The organism is Streptomyces sp. STR69 (assembly GCF_024519455.1).
Classification (GTDB): Bacteria; Actinomycetota; Actinomycetes; order Streptomycetales; family Streptomycetaceae; genus Streptomyces.
This window is the reverse complement of record NZ_JALJRY010000006.1, coordinates 56215-75841: the sequence shown is the minus strand read 5'-3', so window position 1 is coordinate 75841 and position 19627 is coordinate 56215. Positions and strand designations below refer to the sequence as shown.

The 19627-nt window shown below is 69.2% G+C and carries 17 protein-coding genes; 11 read left to right on the top strand and 6 right to left on the bottom strand.

The genetic code is table 11. The annotated features are described in order from the left end of the window. Position 1: 1 nt before the first annotated feature. Positions 2–793: a phosphatase gene (locus OC490_RS12665; RefSeq protein WP_262057996.1), complete on the top strand. Its 792-nt coding sequence runs from the start codon at positions 2–4 to the stop codon at positions 791–793. Positions 794–815: 22 nt separating this feature from the next. Here the strand turns inward: OC490_RS12665 and OC490_RS12660 are convergent, their stop codons facing one another. The 4 genes from OC490_RS12660 to OC490_RS12645 all read right to left on the bottom strand — a co-directional run bounded on the left by OC490_RS12660 (position 816) and on the right by OC490_RS12645 (position 4661). Next, positions 816–1796 (bottom strand): cation diffusion facilitator family transporter, encoded by a 981-nt coding sequence (locus OC490_RS12660; protein WP_262057995.1) that lies wholly within the window; start codon positions 1794–1796, stop codon positions 816–818. 4 nt (positions 1797–1800) lie between these two features. Next, on the bottom strand, positions 1801–2673 hold the full coding sequence (locus OC490_RS12655) for an acyl-CoA thioesterase (RefSeq protein WP_262057994.1): 873 nt from the start codon (positions 2671–2673) through the stop codon (positions 1801–1803). Between the two features lie 36 nt (positions 2674–2709). After that, positions 2710–3867, bottom strand: a complete 1158-nt coding sequence (locus tag OC490_RS12650) for an acyl-CoA dehydrogenase family protein (RefSeq protein ID WP_262057993.1) — start codon at positions 3865–3867, stop codon at positions 2710–2712. Between the two features lie 191 nt (positions 3868–4058). Next, on the bottom strand, positions 4059–4661 hold the full coding sequence (locus OC490_RS12645; RefSeq protein ID WP_262057992.1) for a TetR/AcrR family transcriptional regulator: 603 nt from the start codon (positions 4659–4661) through the stop codon (positions 4059–4061). Between the two features lie 106 nt (positions 4662–4767). Here OC490_RS12645 and OC490_RS12640 point away from each other — a divergent pair, with 106 nt between their 5' ends. Genes OC490_RS12640 through OC490_RS12625 form a run of 4 tightly spaced genes read left to right on the top strand, consistent with a single transcriptional unit; the run spans position 4768 to position 10476 of the window. After that, on the top strand, positions 4768–6384 hold the full coding sequence (locus OC490_RS12640; RefSeq protein ID WP_262057991.1) for a carboxyl transferase domain-containing protein: 1617 nt from the start codon (positions 4768–4770) through the stop codon (positions 6382–6384). A gap of 50 nt (positions 6385–6434) precedes the next feature. Then, positions 6435–8363: a biotin carboxylase N-terminal domain-containing protein gene (locus OC490_RS12635; protein ID WP_262058253.1), complete on the top strand. Its 1929-nt coding sequence runs from the start codon at positions 6435–6437 to the stop codon at positions 8361–8363. Positions 8364–8371: 8 nt separating this feature from the next. Then, positions 8372–9310: a hydroxymethylglutaryl-CoA lyase gene (locus OC490_RS12630; RefSeq protein WP_262058252.1), complete on the top strand. Its 939-nt coding sequence runs from the start codon at positions 8372–8374 to the stop codon at positions 9308–9310. Positions 9311–9315: 5 nt separating this feature from the next. Then, on the top strand, positions 9316–10476 hold the full coding sequence (locus tag OC490_RS12625; protein WP_262057990.1) for an acyl-CoA dehydrogenase family protein: 1161 nt from the start codon (positions 9316–9318) through the stop codon (positions 10474–10476). Between the two features lie 9 nt (positions 10477–10485). Here OC490_RS12625 and OC490_RS12620 read toward each other — a convergent pair whose 3' ends face one another. Next, positions 10486–11121, bottom strand: a complete 636-nt coding sequence (locus tag OC490_RS12620; protein ID WP_262057989.1) for a biliverdin-producing heme oxygenase — start codon at positions 11119–11121, stop codon at positions 10486–10488. Continuing rightward, the gene (locus OC490_RS12615) at positions 11118–12227 is read right to left on the bottom strand and encodes a polyprenyl synthetase family protein (protein ID WP_262057988.1); all 1110 of its coding nucleotides are present in this window, start codon (positions 12225–12227) and stop codon (positions 11118–11120) included. Before OC490_RS12615 ends, OC490_RS12620 begins: the two co-directional genes overlap by 4 nt. A 257-nt stretch (positions 12228–12484) precedes the next feature. Between OC490_RS12615 and OC490_RS12610 the strand changes: the two genes are divergently transcribed. The 6 genes from OC490_RS12610 to OC490_RS12585 all read left to right on the top strand — a co-directional run bounded on the left by OC490_RS12610 (position 12485) and on the right by OC490_RS12585 (position 19571). Next, positions 12485–13534, top strand: a complete 1050-nt coding sequence (locus OC490_RS12610; protein WP_262057987.1) for an ABC transporter substrate-binding protein — start codon at positions 12485–12487, stop codon at positions 13532–13534. Between the two features lie 109 nt (positions 13535–13643). After that, entirely contained in the window at positions 13644–14465 is an 822-nt protein-coding gene (locus OC490_RS12605) for a siderophore-interacting protein (protein WP_262057986.1), read from the top strand. 100 nt (positions 14466–14565) lie between these two features. Further along, on the top strand, positions 14566–16008 hold the full coding sequence (desA, locus tag OC490_RS12600; RefSeq protein WP_262057985.1) for a lysine decarboxylase DesA: 1443 nt from the start codon (positions 14566–14568) through the stop codon (positions 16006–16008). Next, entirely contained in the window at positions 15992–17269 is a 1278-nt protein-coding gene (locus tag OC490_RS12595; protein ID WP_262057984.1) for a lysine N(6)-hydroxylase/L-ornithine N(5)-oxygenase family protein, read from the top strand. Before desA ends, OC490_RS12595 begins: the two co-directional genes overlap by 17 nt. Beyond that, positions 17266–17796 carry a GNAT family N-acetyltransferase gene (locus OC490_RS12590; RefSeq protein ID WP_262057983.1) on the top strand — a complete coding sequence of 177 codons (531 nt, stop codon included), beginning with the start codon at positions 17266–17268 and terminating at the stop codon, positions 17794–17796. Before OC490_RS12595 ends, OC490_RS12590 begins: the two co-directional genes overlap by 4 nt. Further along, complete coding sequence (locus OC490_RS12585; protein WP_262057982.1) at positions 17793–19571, top strand: IucA/IucC family protein; 1779 nt, start codon at positions 17793–17795, stop codon at positions 19569–19571. The genes OC490_RS12590 and OC490_RS12585 overlap by 4 nt, the downstream gene beginning before the upstream one ends. Positions 19572–19627 lie beyond the last annotated feature (56 nt).

Sequence of the window (19627 nt, the reverse complement as noted above, 5' to 3'; positions counted from 1 at the left end):
CATGCCGATACCCGGGACCCCCAGCCGCGCCGAGCTCGTCGATCACCTTGTGAAGACCCGTATCGCGGGCGACGTAGCCACTCCCCGCGAGAACAACCTCTCCCACTACCGCAAGCTGGCCAACGGCGACCGCCACTACTGGTTCGGCCTGGAGCTCGGCGACCGCTGGTCCGACGAGCAGGACGTGCTCGCGGTGATGGCGGAGCGGGTGGGGGTGAACGACGATCCCGAGTACCGCTACGGCCAGGACACCATCGACCCGGAGCTGACGGTCGAGGCGCTCGACCGCCTCGCCGCGCGGCTGCGCAAGGCGGCCGACGGACAGCAGCGAGTGCTCTTCGCCACCGGCCACCCGGGCGGTCTGCTCGAAGTGCACCACTCCACGGCCGCCGCCCTGCGCACGGCCGGCTGCGAGATCGTGGTGATCCCGGAGGGGCTGCAGACGGAGGAGGGGTACGTCATGCAGTTCGCGGACGTGGCCGTCCTGGAGCACGGCGCCACGCTGTGGCACACCCACTCCGGCGAGCCGATGAAGGCGATCCTGACCGCCCTGGAGCGCGAGGGCCGCCCACTGCCCGACCTGGTCGTCGCCGACCACGGCTGGGCGGGCTACGCGGGCCGCCACGGCGTCGACTCCGTCGGCTACGCGGACTGCAACGACCCGGCGCTCTTCCTCGCCGAGTCCGAGGGCACCCTCCAGGTGGCCGTCCCGCTCGACGACCACGTGGTCAGCCCCAGGTACTACGACCCGCTGACGGCGTATCTGCTCGCGGAGGCCGGGCTGTCGTCCTGAGCGACCGGGCTCAACTCCCCTGTCACGGCCAGGGGTTCAGCCCTTCCGCCCGTCGCTGCGCATAGCCCGGTGTCGGGTCCAGATACACCCGGCTCACCGCCGGGAACGCCTCCCGCAGTCGTTGTTCGGCCTGTTCGCAGGCCCACTCGATCTGGGCGGCCGTCGACCGATCCCGGAAGTCGATCTTCGCGGCGACCAGTGCCTCGCGCGGGCCCTGCACGAGGGTCGTCAACTCCAGTACGGCTTCGATGTGTTCGACCCCGAGCAGCTCTTCGCGGATGCGGTCCCGCATGGGCTTGGGCAGGGGGCGGCCGATGAGGAGTTCCGCGTTGGAACGGCCGAGCACCCAGGCGACGTAGAGCAGCAGGAGGCCGATGCAGAGGGATGCGAGGCCGTCCCAGACGCCGGAGCCGGTGAGTTGTCCGCCGAGCAGGCCGCCGGCCGCCAGGACCAGGCCGACCAGTGCGGCGGAGTCCTCCAGTACTACGGCCTTCACCGCGGTGTCGGGTGTGTAGCGGAGGTAGCGCTTGAAGGAGGCGTCGAAGCGGGCCGCCTCGCCGCGCGCCTGGCGTACGCCCGTCCGCAGGGAGTAGCCCTCCAGGAGGAAGGCGACGCCGAGCACGATGTAGGAGATGAGCGGGTCGCCGAGGTCCTCGCCGGCGACCAGGGTGTGGATTCCGTCGTAGAGGGAGAAGACCGCACCGCCCACGAAGGTGGCGACGGCGGCGAGCATCGCCCAGATGTAGCGCTCGGGGCCGTAGCCGAGGGGGTGTTCCTCGTCGGCGGGTTTCTCGCTGCGCTTGAGGGCGGTGAGGAGGAGGAGTTCGGTGACCGTGTCGGCGACCGAGTGGGCCGCCTCGGAGAGCATCGCGCTGGAGCCGCTGATGACGCCGGCGACCGCCTTGGCGAGCGCGATCCCCAGGTTGGCGACGGCCGCGACGATCACCGTGAAGGTGGACTCGCCGCCGCCCTCACTCGCCTCTGTCTCCACGGTTTCTGTCATGCCCTCAGTCTTCCCGAGGAACCCGGACCACGCCCTCCTGGATGACGGAGACGGCCAGTTGACCGTCCTGGGTGTAGATCCGGGCCTGCCCGAGACCGCGTCCGCCGTAGGCCGACGGCGACTCCTGGTCGTAGAGCAGCCAATCGTCCGCGCGGAACGGCCGGTGGAACCACATCGCGTGGTCGAGCGACGCTCCTACGACATCTCCCACGGCCCAGCCGCCGCGGCCGTGCGCGAGGAGGATCGAGTCGAGGAGGGTCATGTCGGAGACGTAGGTCGCGAGGACTACGTGGAGGAGGGGATCGTCCGCGAGCTTGCCGTTGGTGCGGAACCAGACCTGGGAGTGCGGTTCGCGCGGCTCGCCGAACCTGCCGTACGGCGGGTCGTCGACATACCGGAGGTCGATCGCCTCGCGGGCCTCCAGGAATCGTTCAACGATCCTCTGGTCGAGGTGGTCGTAGCCGAGCAGCCGCTCGCGGCCGGTGGGGACCGTCTCCGGGTCGGGCGCGGGCGGCATGGGGGTCTGGTGGTCGAGGCCTTCTTCGTACGTCTGGAAGGACGCCGACAGCGCGAAGATCGGCCGGCCGTGCTGGACGGCGACCGCGCGGCGGGTGGTGAAGGAACGGCCGTCGCGCATGCGCTCGACGTTGTAGACGATGGGCGCGCCGGGGTCGCCCATGCGCAGGAAGTACGCGTGCAGGGAGTGGGCGTGGCGGTCGGCGGGGACCGTGCGCCCGGCGGCGACCAGTGCTTGGGCCGCCACCTGGCCCCCGAAGACGCGGGGGACGACGGCGGAGCGGGACTGGCCGCGGAAGATGTTCTCCTCGATCTGCTCGAGGTCGAGCAGATCGAGGAGATCCTGTAGTGCCTGGTTCATGGCGTCCAGTTGTACCGGGCGGTAATTGCCGGGACCTTACAGGCCCATGTCCTTGGCGATGATCGTCTTCATGATCTCGCTGGTGCCGCCGTAGATGCGGTTGACGCGGTTGTCCGCGTACAGGCGGGCGATCGGGTACTCGTTCATGAAGCCGTAGCCGCCGTGCAGCTGGAGGCAGCGGTCGATCACGCGGTGGGCGACCTCGGTGGTGAACAGCTTGGCGCTGGCCGCCTCGGCGGGGGTCAGCTCACCGGCGTCCAGGGCCTCGGTCGCGCGGTCCACGACGGCCTCGGCGGCGTCCACCTCGGCCTGGCAGGCGGCCAGTTCGAACTTGGTGTTCTGGAACGCGGCGACGGGCTGGCCGAAGACGACCCGGTCCTGCACGTACTGCTTGGCGAACCGGACGGCGGCCTTGGCCTGCGCGTAGGCGCCGAAGGCGATGCCCCAGCGCTCGGAGGCGAGGTTGTGGCCGAGGTAGTAGAAGCCCTTGTTCTCCTCGCCGAGGAGGTCCTCGACGGGCACCTTGACGTCGACGAACGCCAGTTCGGCGGTGTCGGAGGTCTTCAGGCCGAGCTTGTCGAGCTTGCGGCCGACCGAGTAGCCCTCGGCCTTGGTGTCCACCACGAAGAGGGAGATGCCGTGGCGGCGGTCCTCCTTGCTGGGCGCGTCGGTGCGGGCGCAGACGATCATGCGGTCGGCGTGCACGCCGCCGGTGATGAAGGTCTTGGCGCCGTTGAGGACGTAGTGCGTGCCGTCCTCGGAGAGCTTGGCGGTGGTCTTCATGCCCGCGAGGTCGGAACCGGTGCCCGGCTCCGTCATCGCGATGGCCCACATCTCCTCGCCGGAGACGAACTTCGGGAGGTACTTCTTCTTCTGCTCGTCGTTGGCGAGCAGCTTGATGTAGGGCAGGCCGAGCAGCACGTGCACACCGGAGCCGCCGAAGGAGACACCCGCGCGGGCGGTCTCCTCGTAGAGGACGGCCTCGAACTTGTACGAGTCGATGCCCGCGCCGCCGTACTCCTCGTCCACGCGGATGCCGAAGACGCCGAGCTCGGCGAGCTTGTAGTAGAACTCGCGCGGCGCCTGGCCGGCGGCGAACCACTCGTCGTAGACCGGGACGACCTCGGCCTCGATGAAGGCCCGGAGGGTCTCCCGGAACGCCTCGTGGTCCTCGTCAAACACCGTACGGCGCACCGCCGCCACCCTTCTTTGCGCCTAAACCGGCGCCGCTCGCGCGGATGTGGTTGCTCGCCATCGGGGTTCCTCAGTTGATGGTTGCGGCCCGATCGGCTAAGCGCTTGCTCAGCATCGAGCGTACCGGCGAGTAGGCAGGGGCGTCCAGTGGAACGGGCACGTAACGCTCGTCACGCCCCTTCGCCCACCCGTCATCCACCCGAAGCCGCCGCCCCCAACGCCCCCCTCGCCATCCGATGCAACAACTCCGCCGTCGCCCCCCGCCCGGGCAACGACCCCGGTCGCCCCAGATGCGGAGTCGAGTTGAGCAGGCCGAAGACCGAGTGGACCGCCGACCGGGCGCTGGGTTCGGCCAGCTCCGGGTACACGTCCCGTACGACCTCCACCCACAGTTCGACGTACTGCCGCTGAAGCTGCCGCACCAACTTGCGGTCACTGTCCCGCAGCCGGTCCAGCTCGCGGTCGTGCAGCGTGATCAGCGGGCGGTCGTCGAGGGCGAAGTCGATGTGGCCCTCGATGAGCGAGTCGAGGAGCACCTCCGAAGAAGTCACCCCCTCCGCCTCCGCCAGCCGCCGCTTCGCCCCCGTCAGCAGCTGTCCGCTGATGCCGACCAGCAGCTCCGCGAGCATCGCGTCCTTGCCCGGGAAGTGCCGGTACAGGCCGGGGCCGCTGATGCCGACCGCGGCACCTATCTCGTCCACCCCGACGCCGTGGAATCCCCGCTCGGCGAAGAGCCGCGCGGCCTCCTTGAGGATCTGCTCGCGGCGGGTGGGGGCGTCGGTTCTCGTGGTCATGAAAGCAATTCTAGACAGGGAGGTTAGCGGTCGTTAACCTGAAGGAGATGGTTAACGCTCATTAACAGCCGAGAGCGGCCGATCGCTGTGCGAGGGGACCCACAGAATGCAAGAGGCACCGGAGCTGACGAGCGCGGCGGATCCCGCGTCGGAGGCGTGGCGGGCCAACGAGGCGGCGCACCGCGCGCTGGGCGAGGAGCTGCGGCGGAAGCTCGCCGCGGCCCGGCTCGGCGGCGGTGAGCGGGCCCGGGACCGGCACACCGCGCGCGGCAAGCTGCTTCCCCGCGACCGCGTCGATACGCTCCTCGACCCCGGCTCGCCCTTCCTGGAACTCGCTCCCCTCGCGGCCGACGGGATGTACGACGGGGCCGCCCCCGCCGCCGGTGTGATCGCCGGGATCGGCCGGGTGAGCGGCCGGGAGTGCGTGATCGTCGCGAACGACGCCACGGTCAAGGGCGGCACGTACTACCCGATGACCGTGAAGAAGCATCTGCGCGCCCAGGAGATCGCCCTCGAAAACCGCCTCCCCTGTGTCTATCTCGTCGACTCCGGGGGCGCGTTCCTGCCCATGCAGGACGAGGTGTTCCCGGACCGCGAGCACTTCGGGCGGATCTTCTACAACCAGGCCCGGATGTCGGGGGCGGGGATTCCGCAGATCGCCGCCGTGCTCGGGTCGTGTACCGCCGGGGGCGCCTACGTCCCGGCCATGAGCGACGAGGCCGTGATCGTCCGGAATCAGGGGACGATCTTCCTGGGCGGTCCTCCCCTGGTGAAGGCCGCCACCGGTGAGGTCGTCACCGCCGAGGAGCTGGGCGGCGGCGACGTGCACGCACGCGTGTCGGGTGTCACCGACCACCTCGCGGAGGACGACGCGCACGCGCTGCGGATCGTCCGGAACATCGCCGCCACGCTCCCCGCGCGCGGGCCGCTCCCCTGGGAGGTCACGGAGGCGGTCGAGCCGAAGGTCGACCCGTACGGGATCTACGGCGCGGTCCCGGTCGACTCCCGTACCCCCTACGACGTACGGGAGATCATCGCGCGCGTGGTCGACGGCTCGCGCTTCGCCGAGTTCAAGGCGGAGTTCGGGCAGACCCTGGTCACCGGCTTCGCCCGGATCCACGGCCACCCGGTCGGCATCGTCGCCAACAACGGCATCCTGTTCTCCGAATCCGCCCAGAAGGGCGCCCACTTCATCGAACTGTGCGACCAGCGCGGCATCCCCCTGGTGTTCCTGCAGAACATCTCGGGGTTCATGGTCGGCAAGGACTACGAGGCGGGCGGCATCGCCAAGCACGGCGCCAAGATGGTCACGGCCGTCGCCTGCGCGCGCGTGCCCAAGCTGACGGTCGTGGTCGGCGGCTCCTACGGCGCGGGCAACTACTCGATGTGCGGCCGGGCCTACTCCCCCCGCTTCCTGTGGATGTGGCCCGGCGCCAAGATCTCCGTCATGGGCGGCGAGCAGGCCGCGTCGGTCCTCTCGACCGTGAAGCGCGACCAGTTGGAGGCGCGCGGGGAGTCCTGGCCCACGGAGGACGAAGAGACCTTCAAGGACCCGATCCGGCAGCAGTACGAGCGCCAGGGCAACGCCTACTACGCGACCGCCCGCCTCTGGGACGACGGGGTCATCGACCCCCTGGAGACCCGTCAGGTCCTCGGCCTCGCTCTGACCGCCTGTGCCAACGCGCCGCTGGGTGACACCCAGTTCGGCGTCTTCCGGATGTGATGAGGGTGCCCAAGATGCCCAAGACGGTCGAGATGCCCAAGACGGTCCGGATGTTCGAGACCGTCCTGGTGGCCAACCGGGGCGAGATCGCGGTCCGCGTGATCCGCACCCTGCGCTCGCTCGGCGTGCGCTCGGTGGCCGTCTTCTCCGACGCCGACGCGGACGCCCGGCACGTCCGGGAGGCCGACACGGCGGTACGGATCGGCCCCGCACCGGCGGCGGAAAGCTATCTCTCCGTGGAGCGGCTCCTGGAGGCGGCGGCCCGCACAGGCGCGCAGGCCGTCCACCCGGGGTACGGCTTCCTCGCGGAGAACGCGGCCTTCGCGCGCGCGTGCGCCGACGCCGGGCTGGTCTTCATCGGTCCTCCGGCGGACGCGATCGCCCTCATGGGGGACAAGATCCGCGCCAAGGAGACGGTGGAGGCGGCAGGTGTCCCGGTCGTCCCCGGCGGACGCGACCCCGAACTGGCCAAGGCCGCACACGAGTTGGGCGCCCCCGTGCTCCTCAAGCCGTCAGCCGGCGGCGGCGGCAAGGGCATGCGGCTGGTCCGCGACCTCACCCTCCTGGACGACGAGATCGCCGCCGCCCGCCGCGAGGCCCGCGCCTCCTTCGGCGACGACACCCTCCTGGTCGAGCGCTGGGTGGACCCCCCCCGCCACATCGAGATCCAGGTCCTGGCCGACGGCCACGGCAACGTCGTCCACCTCGGCGAGCGCGAGTGCTCCCTGCAGCGCCGGCACCAGAAGGTCGTCGAGGAGGCCCCGAGCGTGCTCCTCGACGAGGCCACGCGCGCGGCGATGGGCGAGGCGGCGGTCCAGGCGGCCCGCTCGTGCGGGTACGCGGGCGCGGGCACGGTGGAGTTCATCGTGCCGGGCAACGACCCGTCGTCGTACTACTTCATGGAGATGAACACCCGTCTCCAAGTGGAGCACCCGGTAACGGAGTTGGTGACCGGACTCGACCTGGTGGAGTGGCAGCTGCGGGTGGCGGCGGGTGAGCGACTCCCCTTCGGCCAGGAGGACATCACCCTCACCGGGCACGCCATCGAGGCACGCATCTGCGCGGAAACCGTGTCTGTCAAAGAAGGCGCGCGCGGGTTCCTCCCGTCCGGCGGCACCGTCCTGAAACTGAACGAACCCTCCGGCGACGGCATCCGCACCGACTCCGGCCTCTCCGAAGGGACCGAGGTCGGCAGCCTCTACGACCCGATGCTCTCCAAGGTCATCGCCTACGGCCCCGACCGCGCGACCGCGCTCAGGAAACTCCGGGCCGCCCTCGCGGACACGGTCACCCTGGGCGTGCCGACGAACGCCGGGTTCCTACGACGGCTGCTGGCCCACCCGGCGGTCGTGGCGGGCGAGTTGGACACCGGGCTGGTCGAGCGCGAGGCGGACTCCCTGATCCCGGATGCGGTGCCAGAGGAGGTCTACGAGGCGGCAGCCGCCGTACGACTGGATGCGCTGCGGCCGAAGGGCGAGGGCTGGACCGACCCGTTCTCGGTGCCGAGTGGCTGGCGGCTGGGCGGTACTCCGAAGCCGGTCGGTTTCCACCTGAAGGTCACCGAGCCCGTGGAGTACGTCCCGCGCGGCAGCCACACCGTCACCGCCGATCAGGTCGCCGTCACCCTCGACGGGGTGCGGCACACCTTCCGCCGCGCCGGTGACTGGCTGGGCCGGGACGGGGACGCCTGGCAGGTGCGGGACCACGATCCGGTGGCCGCCTCGCTCAGTGGCGCCGACCGGTCCGGTGCGGGTTCGCTGACCGCGCCGATGCCGGGGACGGTGACCGTGGTGAAGGTCGCCGTAGGAGATCAAGTGACCGCCGGACAGAGCCTGTTGGTGGTCGAGGCGATGAAGATGGAGCACGTCGTCTCCGCGCCGCACGCCGGCACCGTCGCCGAACTCGATGTGACCCCCGGCGCCACGGTCGCCATGGACCAGGTGCTGGCGGTCGTCACACCTGCGGAGGAGGACCAGTGACACTCCCGATGGTCGTACCGGCGCCCGATCTGCCCGCCCGGGTGCGCATCCACGAGGTCGGGGCCCGTGACGGACTCCAGAACGAGAAGTCGACCGTGCCCACCGAGGTCAAGGCCGAGTTCATCCGGCGGCTGGCCGACGCGGGCCTCACCACCATCGAGGCCACCAGCTTCGTCCACCCGAAGTGGGTGCCCCAACTGGCCGACGCCGAGCAGCTGTTCCCGCTCGTGCGGGATCTGCCAGGGGTGCACCTCCCCGTCCTCGTCCCGAACGGACGCGGACTCGACCGGGCCCTGGCCCTGGACGCGAACCGCGTCGCCGTCTTCGCCAGCGCCACCGAGTCCTTCGCCAAGGCCAATCTCAACCGCACGGTGGACGAGTCGCTGGCCGTGTTCGCCCCGGTCGTGGCCCGCGCCAAGGAGGAGGGCGCCCATGTGCGCGGCTATCTCTCCATGTGCTTCGGCGACCCCTGGGAGGGCGAGGTCCCCATCGCCCAAGTGGTGCGTGTCTGCCGGGCGTTGGTCGACATGGGCTGCGACGAGCTGAGCCTCGGCGACACCATCGGCGTGGCAACTCCCGGGCACGTCCTGGAACTTCTCGCCTCGCTCAACGAACAGCACGTCCCCACCGACGTGTTGGGCGTGCACTTCCACGACACCTACGGCCAGGCCCTCGCCAACACCCTGGCCGCCCTCCAGCACGGCGTCACCACCGTGGACGCCTCCGCGGGCGGCCTCGGCGGCTGTCCGTTCGCCAAGTCCGCCACCGGCAACCTCGCCACCGAGGACCTGGTGTGGATGCTCCAGGGTCTCGGCATCGACTCCGAAGTCGACCTCGGCTCTCTCACCGCCACCAGCGTGTGGATGGCCGAACAACTGGGCCGACCCAGCCCGTCCCGCACCGTCCGAGCACTCGGTAAAACAGCACAGCCCCACAAGGAGCAGTGACCGCCATGGACCACCGTCTCTCCCCCGAGCTGGAAGAACTCCGCCGTACGGTCGAGGAGTTCGCGCACGACGTCGTCGCGCCGAAGATCGGCGACTTCTACGAGCGGCACGAGTTCCCGTACGAGATCGTCCGCGAGATGGGCCGCATGGGCCTGTTCGGGCTGCCGTTCCCCGAGGAGCACGGCGGGATGGGCGGCGACTATCTGGCGCTGGGCCTGGTCCTGGAGGAACTGGCCCGGGTCGACTCGTCGGTTGCGATCACGTTGGAAGCCGGGGTGTCCCTCGGCGCGATGCCGATCCATCTCTTCGGGACCGACGCCCAGAAGGCCGAGTGGCTGCCCCGGCTGTGCTCCGGCGAGATGCTCGGCGCCTTCGGGCTGACCGAGCCGGACGGCGGCTCGGACGCGGGGGCGACCCGGACGACGGCCCGCCTGGACCCGGACACCGACGAGTGGGTGATCAACGGCTCGAAGTGCTTCATCACCAACTCCGGTACGGACATCACCGGTCTGGTGACGGTCACCGCGGTCACCGGTCGCAAGCCCGACGGCAAGCCGCTGATCTCGGCGATCATCGTGCCGTCCGGGACGCCCGGCTTCACGGTCGCGGCGCCGTACTCGAAGGTCGGCTGGAACGCCTCGGACACCCGGGAGCTGTCCTTCTCCGACGTACGGGTCCCGGCGGCGAACCTGCTGGGCCAACAGGGCCGCGGCTACGCCCAGTTCCTGCGCATCCTCGACGAGGGCCGGATCGCCATCGCCGCGCTCGCGACGGGGCTCGCCCAAGGCTGCGTCGACGAGTCGGTGAAGTACGCCAAGGAACGGCACGCGTTCGGGCGGCCGATCGGCGCCAACCAGGCCATCCAGTTCAAGATCGCCGACATGGAGATGAAGGCCCACACCGCCCGCCTGGCCTGGCGCGACGCGGCCTCCCGCCTGGTGGCAGGCGAGCCCTTCAAGAAGGAGGCGGCCCTCGCCAAGCTGTACTCCTCCACGATCGCCGTCGACAACGCCCGCGACGCCACCCAGGTGCACGGCGGCTACGGCTTCATGAACGAGTACCCGGTGGCCCGGATGTGGCGCGACTCCAAGATCCTGGAGATCGGCGAGGGCACCAGCGAGGTCCAACGGATGCTGATCGCCCGCGAGTTGGGCCTCACGGGCTGACCGCACCCGCTAAGCCACCTCACGGGCCGCGCTGTCGAGGCCTGCCGACAACTCCCCCGAGATCAGGGCGACATGACGGTAGGCCCGGTCGGCGGCGGCCAGGACGCGGTCCTGTACTGCGGGTTCGCCGAGTGCCCGGTCGAGGCGCTCGGCGAAGGCCGCCCAGCGGGCGCGGTCACCGCTGCCGTAGTACGACGCGCCGTTCCCGTCCGTGAGCCGGTACGCCTCGATGACGTACCGGAGCAGGAAGCGGGCGCCAAGGGTGGAGCCCTCCAACACATAGAGGAAGCCGAGGAGTTCGGTGGGTTCGGTGACGGCGGTGTGCCGCACCTCGACCGCGAACTCCTCGGCGGCCGGGCAGGGCCGAGGGGCGGTGCCCAGCGCCTCGAAATGGTGCAGGTCGCGTTCGACGAGCGGGAGTTTGACCAGGTCCGGCGACCACACCGAGCCGACCGACGGGCAGACGGCGCGGGCGAGTTCGGCTTCCAGCGCCTCCAACACCACGCGATAGGCGGCGAGCTGGCCGACGTAGCGGTCGAGCGGGAGCGTCCCGGCGAGCATCGCGGTGGCGAATCCGGTGCTCTCCAGGGCCTCGTGCCAGGTGCGGGTGCCGTTCCTCAGGCGTCGGCTCACCGTGTCCGTCATACGCCGCTCCGCTGCCGGCCCGTAGCGAGCAGACGGTCGATGAGGTGGCCCTTGCGTTCGATCGTCACGTCGAAGTAGGCGGCGCTGCGCTCGGAGCGGCACACCCCGTGGACGGCGTCCTTCGCGGCGCGCTTCAGGGCCACGGCCTCCTCGGCGAGCGCGAGAAGCGTCCGCTCCAGTTCGGGGTGACCGAGAACGTACCGTTTGAATTCCGCTTCGGGCGGCACGTCGTCGAGGAGTTCCAGGAGGACGCGGTTGCCGAGGGCGTCGAAGTCCTCGTGGGTGTTGGCGCCGCCGAGTTCCGGCACGAAGTCGGTCAGGTCGTTGAACAGCTGGCTGGCGAGGCCGAGTTGACGCATCGCGCCGTCCAGGGCGAGCCGGTCGTCCTCGACCACCCGCAGCCCCGCGACCGCCGCGTCGAGCGGCATCCGGAACAGGGTGCCGGTCTTGAGGGCGGCCGTCTCCTCCCAGAAGCCGACCCGGACGGCGCGCGGCGCGGCCAGCAACTCGGCGCGGGTGAGGGCCGTACGCGAGGACATGTCGACGGCCTGCCCGGTGAAGCCGTCGCCGACCGAGCGCACCAGGCTGTCCACGACGGCCGGGTCGGCCGTGTGCCGCAGCGCGGACATGATCAGCCAGGCGCCGGTGTTGAGGGCGAGGGGCACGCCGTGGGTGGTGTGCAGGGCCGGTTCGCCGTAGCGGACGTCGCTGCCGTCCTGGATGTCGTCGAGGGCGACGGCGGCCTTCAGCAGAATCCTTACGGCAACTGCCGTGCGGCGGACGACGTCCAGCTCGGCGGCCGTGTCGTCCCCCGCGGCCAACTCGCCCGGAAAACCCCGGTAGTTGCGGTAGGCCCAGTAGACCATCGAGGGGCGCAGCGGGGCCCGGCCGCCGGGTGTCGCGGCGGTGGGGGGCAGCGCCTGCTGGCCGATCTTGGAGCCGACGGCGTCGGCGACGGGTTCGTACAGGGAACGTCGTAGTGCCGTGTCGTAGACGGAGGCCGCCGCCCGCGCCGGGGCGGTCAGCGAGCCGAGGAACTCGGCGAGGTCGTCCTCCAGCAGTGCCGCGTCACTTCGCACCACCGCTTCCACATCCGTCGTTTCCACCGTGGTAGCCACTCCATCTCCGAATATCACCGAACATCAGTGCGCAGAGCTCGCTACGAACGAGCATGATCACAACGGACCGATGGGACAAGGAGGTTGAAAGCCAAAGTGCATCGGCGCCGCACCCGCAGGCTCGGCACGACACCGGCACGGGCCCGGCCGGGCGGGCACCCGCCCACTGGACATCTAGTGAGGTTAGGCTAACCTACCTTCGAATTGTCCGGCGGGCACTCCGCCCTGTTCGAAAGCAGCCACACATGTCCAACGCCCGTGCCACTCACCTCTCCCGCCGCGGCATCCTCGCCGCGGGCGGCGCCCTCGGCCTCGGCGCCGTGCTCGCGGCCTGCGGCGACGACGACGCGAAAAGCGGTGGCTCGGTCAAGGAGACGACGGCCGCGAAGAAGTCCGGCCCCTGGTCCTTCAAGGACGACCGCGGCACCACGGTGAAGCTCGACAGGATCCCCGCGAACATCGTCGCGTTCGTCGGCGTCGGCGCCGCGCTCCACGACTACGGCATCTCCGTCAAGGGCGTCTTCGGACCGACCGAGCTGAAGAACGGCAAGCCCGACGTCCAGGCCGGCGACATGGACATCAGCAAGGTCACGATCCTCGGCAACACCTGGGGCCAGTTCAACATCGAGAAGTACGCGACCCTCGCCCCCGACGTCCTCCTCACCACCACGTTCGACGCCGCCGGGACCCTCTGGTACGTCCCCGAGGAGTCCAAGGACAAGATCGCCAAGCTGGCGCCGAGCGCCGCCGTCTCCGTGTTCGACCGCCAGCTCACCACGCCGCTCCAGCGCATGTGGGAGCTGGCCGAGTCGCTGGGCGCCGACATGACGGCCACGAAGGTCACCGACGCCAAGAAGCGTTTCGAGGAGGCCTCGGAGCGACTGCGCAAGGCGGCCAAGTCGCGCCCCGAGATCAAGGTGCTGGCCGGTTCGGCGGCGGACACGGTGTTCTACGTCTCCGGGTCCAACCTCTCCGTCGACCTGGAGTACTACAGGGCACTCGGCGTGAACTTCGTCGAGCCGTCCGCGGCTGCGCTCAAGGCGAGCGGTGGCTGGTACGAGAACCTCAGCTGGGAGAACGCGGACAAGTACCCGGCCGACATCATCATGATGGACGACCGGTCCGCGACGATTCAGCCCGCGGACATCACTGAGGCCACGTGGAAGGCGCTGCCTGCGGTCAAGGCGGGGCAGGTCATCTCGCGGTCGCCCGAGCCGATTCTGTCGTACGACAAGTGTGTGCCGATGGTGGAGAGCCTGGCGAAGGCGATCGAATCTGCGAAGAAGGTCAGCTGAATTTGGGGTGGTTGCACTTTGTGGGGAGCTGCGGGCCGGTGGGGGCTGGTCGCGCAGTTCCCCGCGCCCCTTTGGGGCGCATCCCCTCCCGTTTCTCTGAAGGAACCCCATGCCCGTCCCGTTCCGCTTCTTCTCACTCCACGTCGTGCGGACGGAGCGGCTCGGGCCGTCTGTCGTCCGGGTCACCTTTGGTGGGGACGACCTGGCGTACTTCTTTTCCGACGGGTGTGATCAGTCCCTGTCGTTGTTCCTTCCCCACCCCGGCCAGCGTGAGCCCGCCGTGCCGTACGGACTCGGTGACGGGTGGTGGCAGGCGTGGCGTGAACTGCCGGACGACGTACGGGCCGTGATGCGCTCGTACACACTTCGCGCCCTGCGCCGCGAACCCGACGAGATCGACATCGACTTCGTGCTTCACGAACCCGCCGGGCCCGCCTCCCGGTGGGCTTCACGTGCCTCCGCCGGGGACCGGGTCGTGCTGCTCGGGCCGGCTGTCGCGGACAATCGGGCTATTCGGTTCCGGCCGCCGGAGGACGCCGATCTCGTGGTGCTCTGGGGCGACGAGACCGCCGTGCCGGCCGTGTCCGCCATCCTCGAAGCGCTGCCCGCCGGTATCCGTGCGCGGGTGTGGCTTGAGGTCCAACATGCCGGTGATGTGCAGGACTTGGTGTCCGCCGCCGACGTCGAGGTGACCTGGCTGGTGCGCGATGACGAGGGTGCCGAGGGGTCCCCCATGACCCTCGGCGCCCTGCGTGCGGCCCAACTCCCGTCCGCCGAGCGGCCGTACGTGTGGATCGCGGGCGAGTCCGGTCAAGTGAAGGCGCTGCGGCGGCACTTCGTGGGTGAGCGCGGGTTCGACCGGCGGCGGGTGACCTTCGTCGGGTACTGGCGGCAGGGGCTCAGTGAGGAGCAGTTGCGCGAAGCCGAGTGAGACGCGAGTGACGGCAGTCACGGGAGGGGTAGGTTCCGAAAGATCTAAGTTAGGTTAGCCTTACCTAAGTTCAAACCCGTCCCCACCGGAGGACCCCCACATGCGCTCGCACCTGCTCAATGACACGACTGCGGAGCACTACCGCCGCTCCGTGACGGAAGGCGTGGAGCGGGTGGCGGCCAAACTCGCCACCACCGAACGGCCGTTCACCGGCGTCACGGTCGACGCCCTCTCCCCCCTCATCGACCGCATCGACCTCGACCACCCGCTCCACGACACCGCCGCGGTGCTCGACGAGCTGGACGAGGTCTATCTGCGTGACGCGATCTACTTCCACCACCCGCGCTACCTCGCCCACCTCAACTGCCCGGTCGTCATCCCCGCGGTGCTCGGCGAGGCGGTGCTCTCCGCCGTCAACTCCTCCCTGGACACCTGGGACCAGTCGGCCGGCGGCACCCTCATCGAGCGCAAGCTGATCGACTGGACGAATGAACGGATCGGCCTCGGGCCGCACGCGGACGGGGTGTTCACCTCCGGCGGCAGCCAGTCCAACCTCCAGGCGCTGCTGCTGGCCCGCGAGGAGGCGAAGAGCGACACACTCGCCGAACTGCGTATCTTCGCCTCCGAGGTCAGCCACTTCAGCGTGAAGAAGTCCGCGAAACTGCTGGGCCTCGGGCAGGACGCCGTCGTGTCGATACCCGTCGGCGCCGACAAGCGCATGCAAACCGTCGCGCTCGCCCGGGAGTTGGAGCGCTGCAAGAACGCCGGTCTTGTGCCCATGGCCGTCGTCGCCACCGCCGGTACCACCGACTTCGGCTCCATCGACCCGCTGCCCGAAATCGCCGCCCTGTGCGAGCAGTTCGGGGTCTGGATGCACGTCGACGCGGCCTACGGCTGCGGTCTGCTCGCCTCCCTCAAGCACCGGAGCCGGATCGACGGCATCGAGCGCGCCGACTCGGTCACCGTGGACTACCACAAGTCCTTCTTCCAGCCGGTGAGTTCGTCCGCCCTGCTGGTCCGCGACGCCGACACCCTGCGCCACGCGACCTACCACGCGGACTACCTCAACCCGCGCCGCATGGCGCAGGAGCGCATCCCCAACCAGGTCGACAAGTCCCTGCAGACCACCCGCCGTTTCGACGCGCTCAAGCTGTGGATGACGCTGCGCGTGATGGGCGCCGACGGCATCGGCCAACTCTTCGACGAGGTCTGCGACTTGGCCGAGGAAGGGTGGCGGCTGCTGGCCGCCGACCCGCGCTTCGACGTGGTCGTCGAGCCCACGCTCTCCACCCTCGTCTACCGCTACATCCCGGCCGCCGTCACCGACCCGGCCGAGATCGACCGCGCCAACCTGTACGCCCGCAAGGCCCTGTTCGCCTCCGGTGACGCGGTGGTCGCGGGCACCAAGGTAGCGGGCCGCCACTACCTGAAGTTCACCCTGCTCAACCCCGAGACGACGGCCGACGACATCGCCGCCGTCCTCGACCTGATCGCCGGCCACGCCGAGCAGTACCTGGGAGAGTCCCTTGACCGCGCTTCCTGAACCCGCCACCAAGACCTACGACTTCGTGGGCATCGGGCTCGGACCCTTCAACCTCGGCCTCGCCTGCCTCACGGAGCCCATCGCCGAACTCGACGGGATCTTCCTGGACTCGAAGCCCGACTTCGAGTGGCACGCCGGCATGTTCCTCGACGGCGCCCACCTCCAGACCCCGTTCATGTCCGACCTGGTCACCCTCGCCGACCCGACCTCGCCGTACTCCTTCCTCAACTACCTGAAGGAGAAGGGGCGTCTGTACCCCTTCTACATCCGCGAGAACTTCTATCCGCTGCGGGTCGAGTACGACGACTACTGCCGGTGGGCCGCCAACAGGCTGTCCAACGTGCGCTTCAGCGCGACGGTGTCGGAGGTGACGTACGAGGACGAGGTCTACGTCGTCCGGACCGAGGCCGGTGACGTCTTCCGCGCCCGGCACCTGGTCCTCGGCACCGGTACCCCGCCGTATCTCCCGGAGGCCGTCGCCGGACTGGGCGGCGACTTCATCCACAACTCCCGCTATGTGCACCACAAAGCGGAGTTGCAGGCCAAGGAGTCGATCACACTGGTCGGCAGCGGGCAGTCCGCCGCCGAGATCTACTACGACCTGCTCAGTGAAATCGACGTCCACGGCTACGAGTTGAACTGGGTCACGCGCTCGCCGCGCTTCTTCCCGCTGGAGTACACGAAACTCACGCTGGAGATGACCTCCCCGGAGTACATCGACTACTTCCACGCGCTGCCCGAGCAGACCCGCTACCGCCTCACGGCCGAGCAGAAGGGCCTCTTCAAGGGCATCGACGGCGACCTCGTCAACGAGATCTTCGACCTGCTGTACCAGAAGAAGGTCGGCGGACCCGTCCCCACCCGGCTGCTCACCAACTCCTCGCTGAACGACGCCACTTACCGCGACGGCGTCTACGAACTGGCGCTGCGCCAGGAGGAGCAGGAGAAGGACTACACCCTGCGCTCGCAGGGCCTGGTCCTCGCCACCGGCTACAAGTACGCCGAGCCGGAGTTCCTCAAGCCCGTGCACGAGCGGCTGCGTTACGACTCCTGGGGCAACTTCGACATCGCGCGCAACTACTCGATCGACACCACGGGCCGGGGCGTCTTCCTGCAGAACGCCGGCGTCCACGCGCACAGCATCACGTCCCCGGACCTGGGCATGGGCGCGTACCGGAACTCGTACATCATCCGTGAGCTGCTCGGCACCGAGTACTACCCGGTCGAACAGACCATCGCGTTCCAGGAGTTCGCCGTATGACCTTCACCTTCCGCCCCCTGGACCCGCTGCGGGACGCCGAGTTGCTGCATCGGTGGGTCACCCATCCCAAGGCCGCGTACTGGATGATGCAGGACGCGAAACTGGAGGACGTCGAGCGCGCCTACATGGAGATCGCGGCCGACGAGCACCAGCAGGCGCTGCTCGGGCTCCAGGACGGAGTGCCCGTCTTCCTGATGGAGTACTACGACCCGCGGCATCGCGAACTCGTCGGTCTGTACGAGCCGTTGCCCGGTGATGTCGGGATGCACTTCCTGACGCCGGCCACCGCCACCCCCGTCCACGGCTTCACCCGTGCGGTGATCACCGCCGTGATGGCCCGCCTCTTCGAGGACCCGGCCGTCGAGCGTGTCGTCGTGGAACCGGACGTGTCCAACACCGCCGTCCACGCCCTGAACGAAGCCGTCGGGTTCGTGCCCGAGCGTGAGATCCAGAAGCCGGAGAAAATGGCCTTGTTGAGCTTCTGCACCCGGGAGCAGTTCCTGCTCGCCACGGCGGTGTCCGCATGAGTCTCGCCGACGCCGTGGCCCATCTCTCCCCCGAGCGCTGGGAGAAGGCCAACCGCCAGCTGATCCGCAAGGCGCTCGCGGAGTTCGCGCACGAGCGGCTGATCAGCCCTGAACCGGTCGAGAAAGACGGTGACTTGTACGTCGTCCGCAGCGACGACGGTCTGACCCGCTACCGGTTCACCGCCACCCGGCGCGCCCTCGACCACTGGCAGGTCGACGCCGACTCCATCAACCGGCAGCGTGACGGCACCGAACTCCCCCTCGCCGCACTGGAGTTCTTCATCGAACTGCAGAAGTCGCTCGGTCTGAGCGAGGCGATCCTGCCGGTCTACCTGGAGGAGATCTCCTCCACCCTCTCCGGTACCTGCTACAAGCTCACCAAGCCGCAGCCCCCGGTCGCCGAGCTGGTGCGGAGCGACTTCCAGGCCATCGAGACGGGGATGACCGAGGGCCACCCCTGCTTCGTCGCCAACAACGGGCGGCTCGGCTTCGGCGTCCACGAGTACCTCTCGTACGCCCCCGAGACCGCGAGCCCGGTCCGGCTGGTCTGGCTGGCCGCGCACCGCTCGCGGGCGGCGTTCACGGCGGGTGTGGGCATCGAGTACGAGTCCTTCCTGCGGGACGAGCTGGGAAGTGTGACGCTGAACTGTTTCCGCGACACACTTTCCGAGAAGGGTCTCGACCCCGACGACTACCTCCTCATCCCCGTCCACCCCTGGCAGTGGTGGAACAAGCTCACCGTCACCTTCGCCGCCGAGGTCGCCCGCGGCCACCTCGTCTGCCTCGGCGAGGGCGACGACGAGTACCTCGCCCAGCAGTCCATCCGGACCTTCTTCAACAAGTCGAACCCCGAGAAGCACTACGTGAAGACGGCCCTGTCGGTCATCAACATGGGCTTCATGCGCGGACTTTCGGCCGCCTACATGGAGGCGACCCCGGCGATCAACGACTGGCTCGCCCAACTCATCGACAACGACCCGGTGTTGAAGTCCACCGGCCTGTCGATCATCCGCGAGCGGGCCGCCGTCGGCTACCGGCATCTGGAGTACGAGGCAGCCACCGACCGCTACTCGCCGTACCGCAAAATGCTCGCCGCCCTGTGGCGCGAGAGCCCGGTGTCCTCGCTCCGGGACGGCGAGTCCCTGGCGACGATGGCCTCGCTGGTGCACCTGGACCACGAGGGCGCGTCGTTCGCGGGCGCGCTGATCGAGTGGTCGGGGCTGACCCCGGTGGAGTGGCTGCGGCGCTATCTGCGGGCGTACTTCACCCCGCTGCTGCACAGCTTCTACGCCTACGACCTCGTCTTCATGCCGCACGGCGAGAACGTGATCCTCGTCCTCAAGGACGGTGTCGTCCAGCGCGCGATCTACAAGGACATCGCCGAGGAGATCGCCGTCATGGACCCGGACGCGGTGCTGCCGCCGACTGTGGAGCGGCTGCGGGTCGAGGTTCCCGAGGACAAGAAGCTGCTGTCGATCTTCACCGATGTCTTCGACTGCTTCTTCCGCTTCCTCGCCTCCAACCTGGCCGCCGAAGGCGTCCTGGAGGAGGACGACTTCTGGCGTACGGTCGCGGCGGTCACCCGCGAGTACCAGGACTCGGCACCCGAACTCGCCGACAAGTTCCGGCAGTACGACATGTTCGCCCCCGAGTTCTCCCTGTCCTGCCTCAACCGTCTCCAACTGCGCAACAACGAGCAGATGGTGGACCTGGCGGACCCGTCCGGCGCGCTCCAGCTCGTCGGCACCCTGAAGAACCCCATCGCCGGGTTCTGACACCACAAACAGGCGGACACCCCGGGGTACGGTCCCCCGGGGTGCCCGCCCTTTTC

Bases quoted from the DNA above. Each gene is read 5' to 3' on its own strand.
- OC490_RS12665 (WP_262057996.1), top strand. From the start codon at position 2: ATGCCGATACCCGGGACCCCCAGCCGCGCCGAGCTCGTCGATCACCTT.
- OC490_RS12660 (WP_262057995.1), bottom strand. From the start codon at position 1,796: ATGACAGAAACCGTGGAGACAGAGGCGAGTGAGGGCGGCGGCGAGTCC.
- OC490_RS12655 (WP_262057994.1), bottom strand. From the start codon at position 2,673: ATGAACCAGGCACTACAGGATCTCCTCGATCTGCTCGACCTCGAGCAG.
- OC490_RS12645 (WP_262057992.1), bottom strand. From the start codon at position 4,661: ATGACCACGAGAACCGACGCCCCCACCCGCCGCGAGCAGATCCTCAAG.
- OC490_RS12640 (WP_262057991.1), top strand. From the start codon at position 4,768: ATGCAAGAGGCACCGGAGCTGACGAGCGCGGCGGATCCCGCGTCGGAG.
- OC490_RS12635 (WP_262058253.1), top strand. From the start codon at position 6,435: ATGTTCGAGACCGTCCTGGTGGCCAACCGGGGCGAGATCGCGGTCCGC.
- OC490_RS12630 (WP_262058252.1), top strand. From the start codon at position 8,372: ATGGTCGTACCGGCGCCCGATCTGCCCGCCCGGGTGCGCATCCACGAG.
- OC490_RS12625 (WP_262057990.1), top strand. From the start codon at position 9,316: ATGGACCACCGTCTCTCCCCCGAGCTGGAAGAACTCCGCCGTACGGTC.
- OC490_RS12620 (WP_262057989.1), bottom strand. From the start codon at position 11,121: ATGACGGACACGGTGAGCCGACGCCTGAGGAACGGCACCCGCACCTGG.
- OC490_RS12610 (WP_262057987.1), top strand. From the start codon at position 12,485: ATGTCCAACGCCCGTGCCACTCACCTCTCCCGCCGCGGCATCCTCGCC.
- OC490_RS12605 (WP_262057986.1), top strand. From the start codon at position 13,644: ATGCCCGTCCCGTTCCGCTTCTTCTCACTCCACGTCGTGCGGACGGAG.
- desA (WP_262057985.1), top strand. From the start codon at position 14,566: ATGCGCTCGCACCTGCTCAATGACACGACTGCGGAGCACTACCGCCGC.
- OC490_RS12590 (WP_262057983.1), top strand. From the start codon at position 17,266: ATGACCTTCACCTTCCGCCCCCTGGACCCGCTGCGGGACGCCGAGTTG.
- OC490_RS12585 (WP_262057982.1), top strand. From the start codon at position 17,793: ATGAGTCTCGCCGACGCCGTGGCCCATCTCTCCCCCGAGCGCTGGGAG.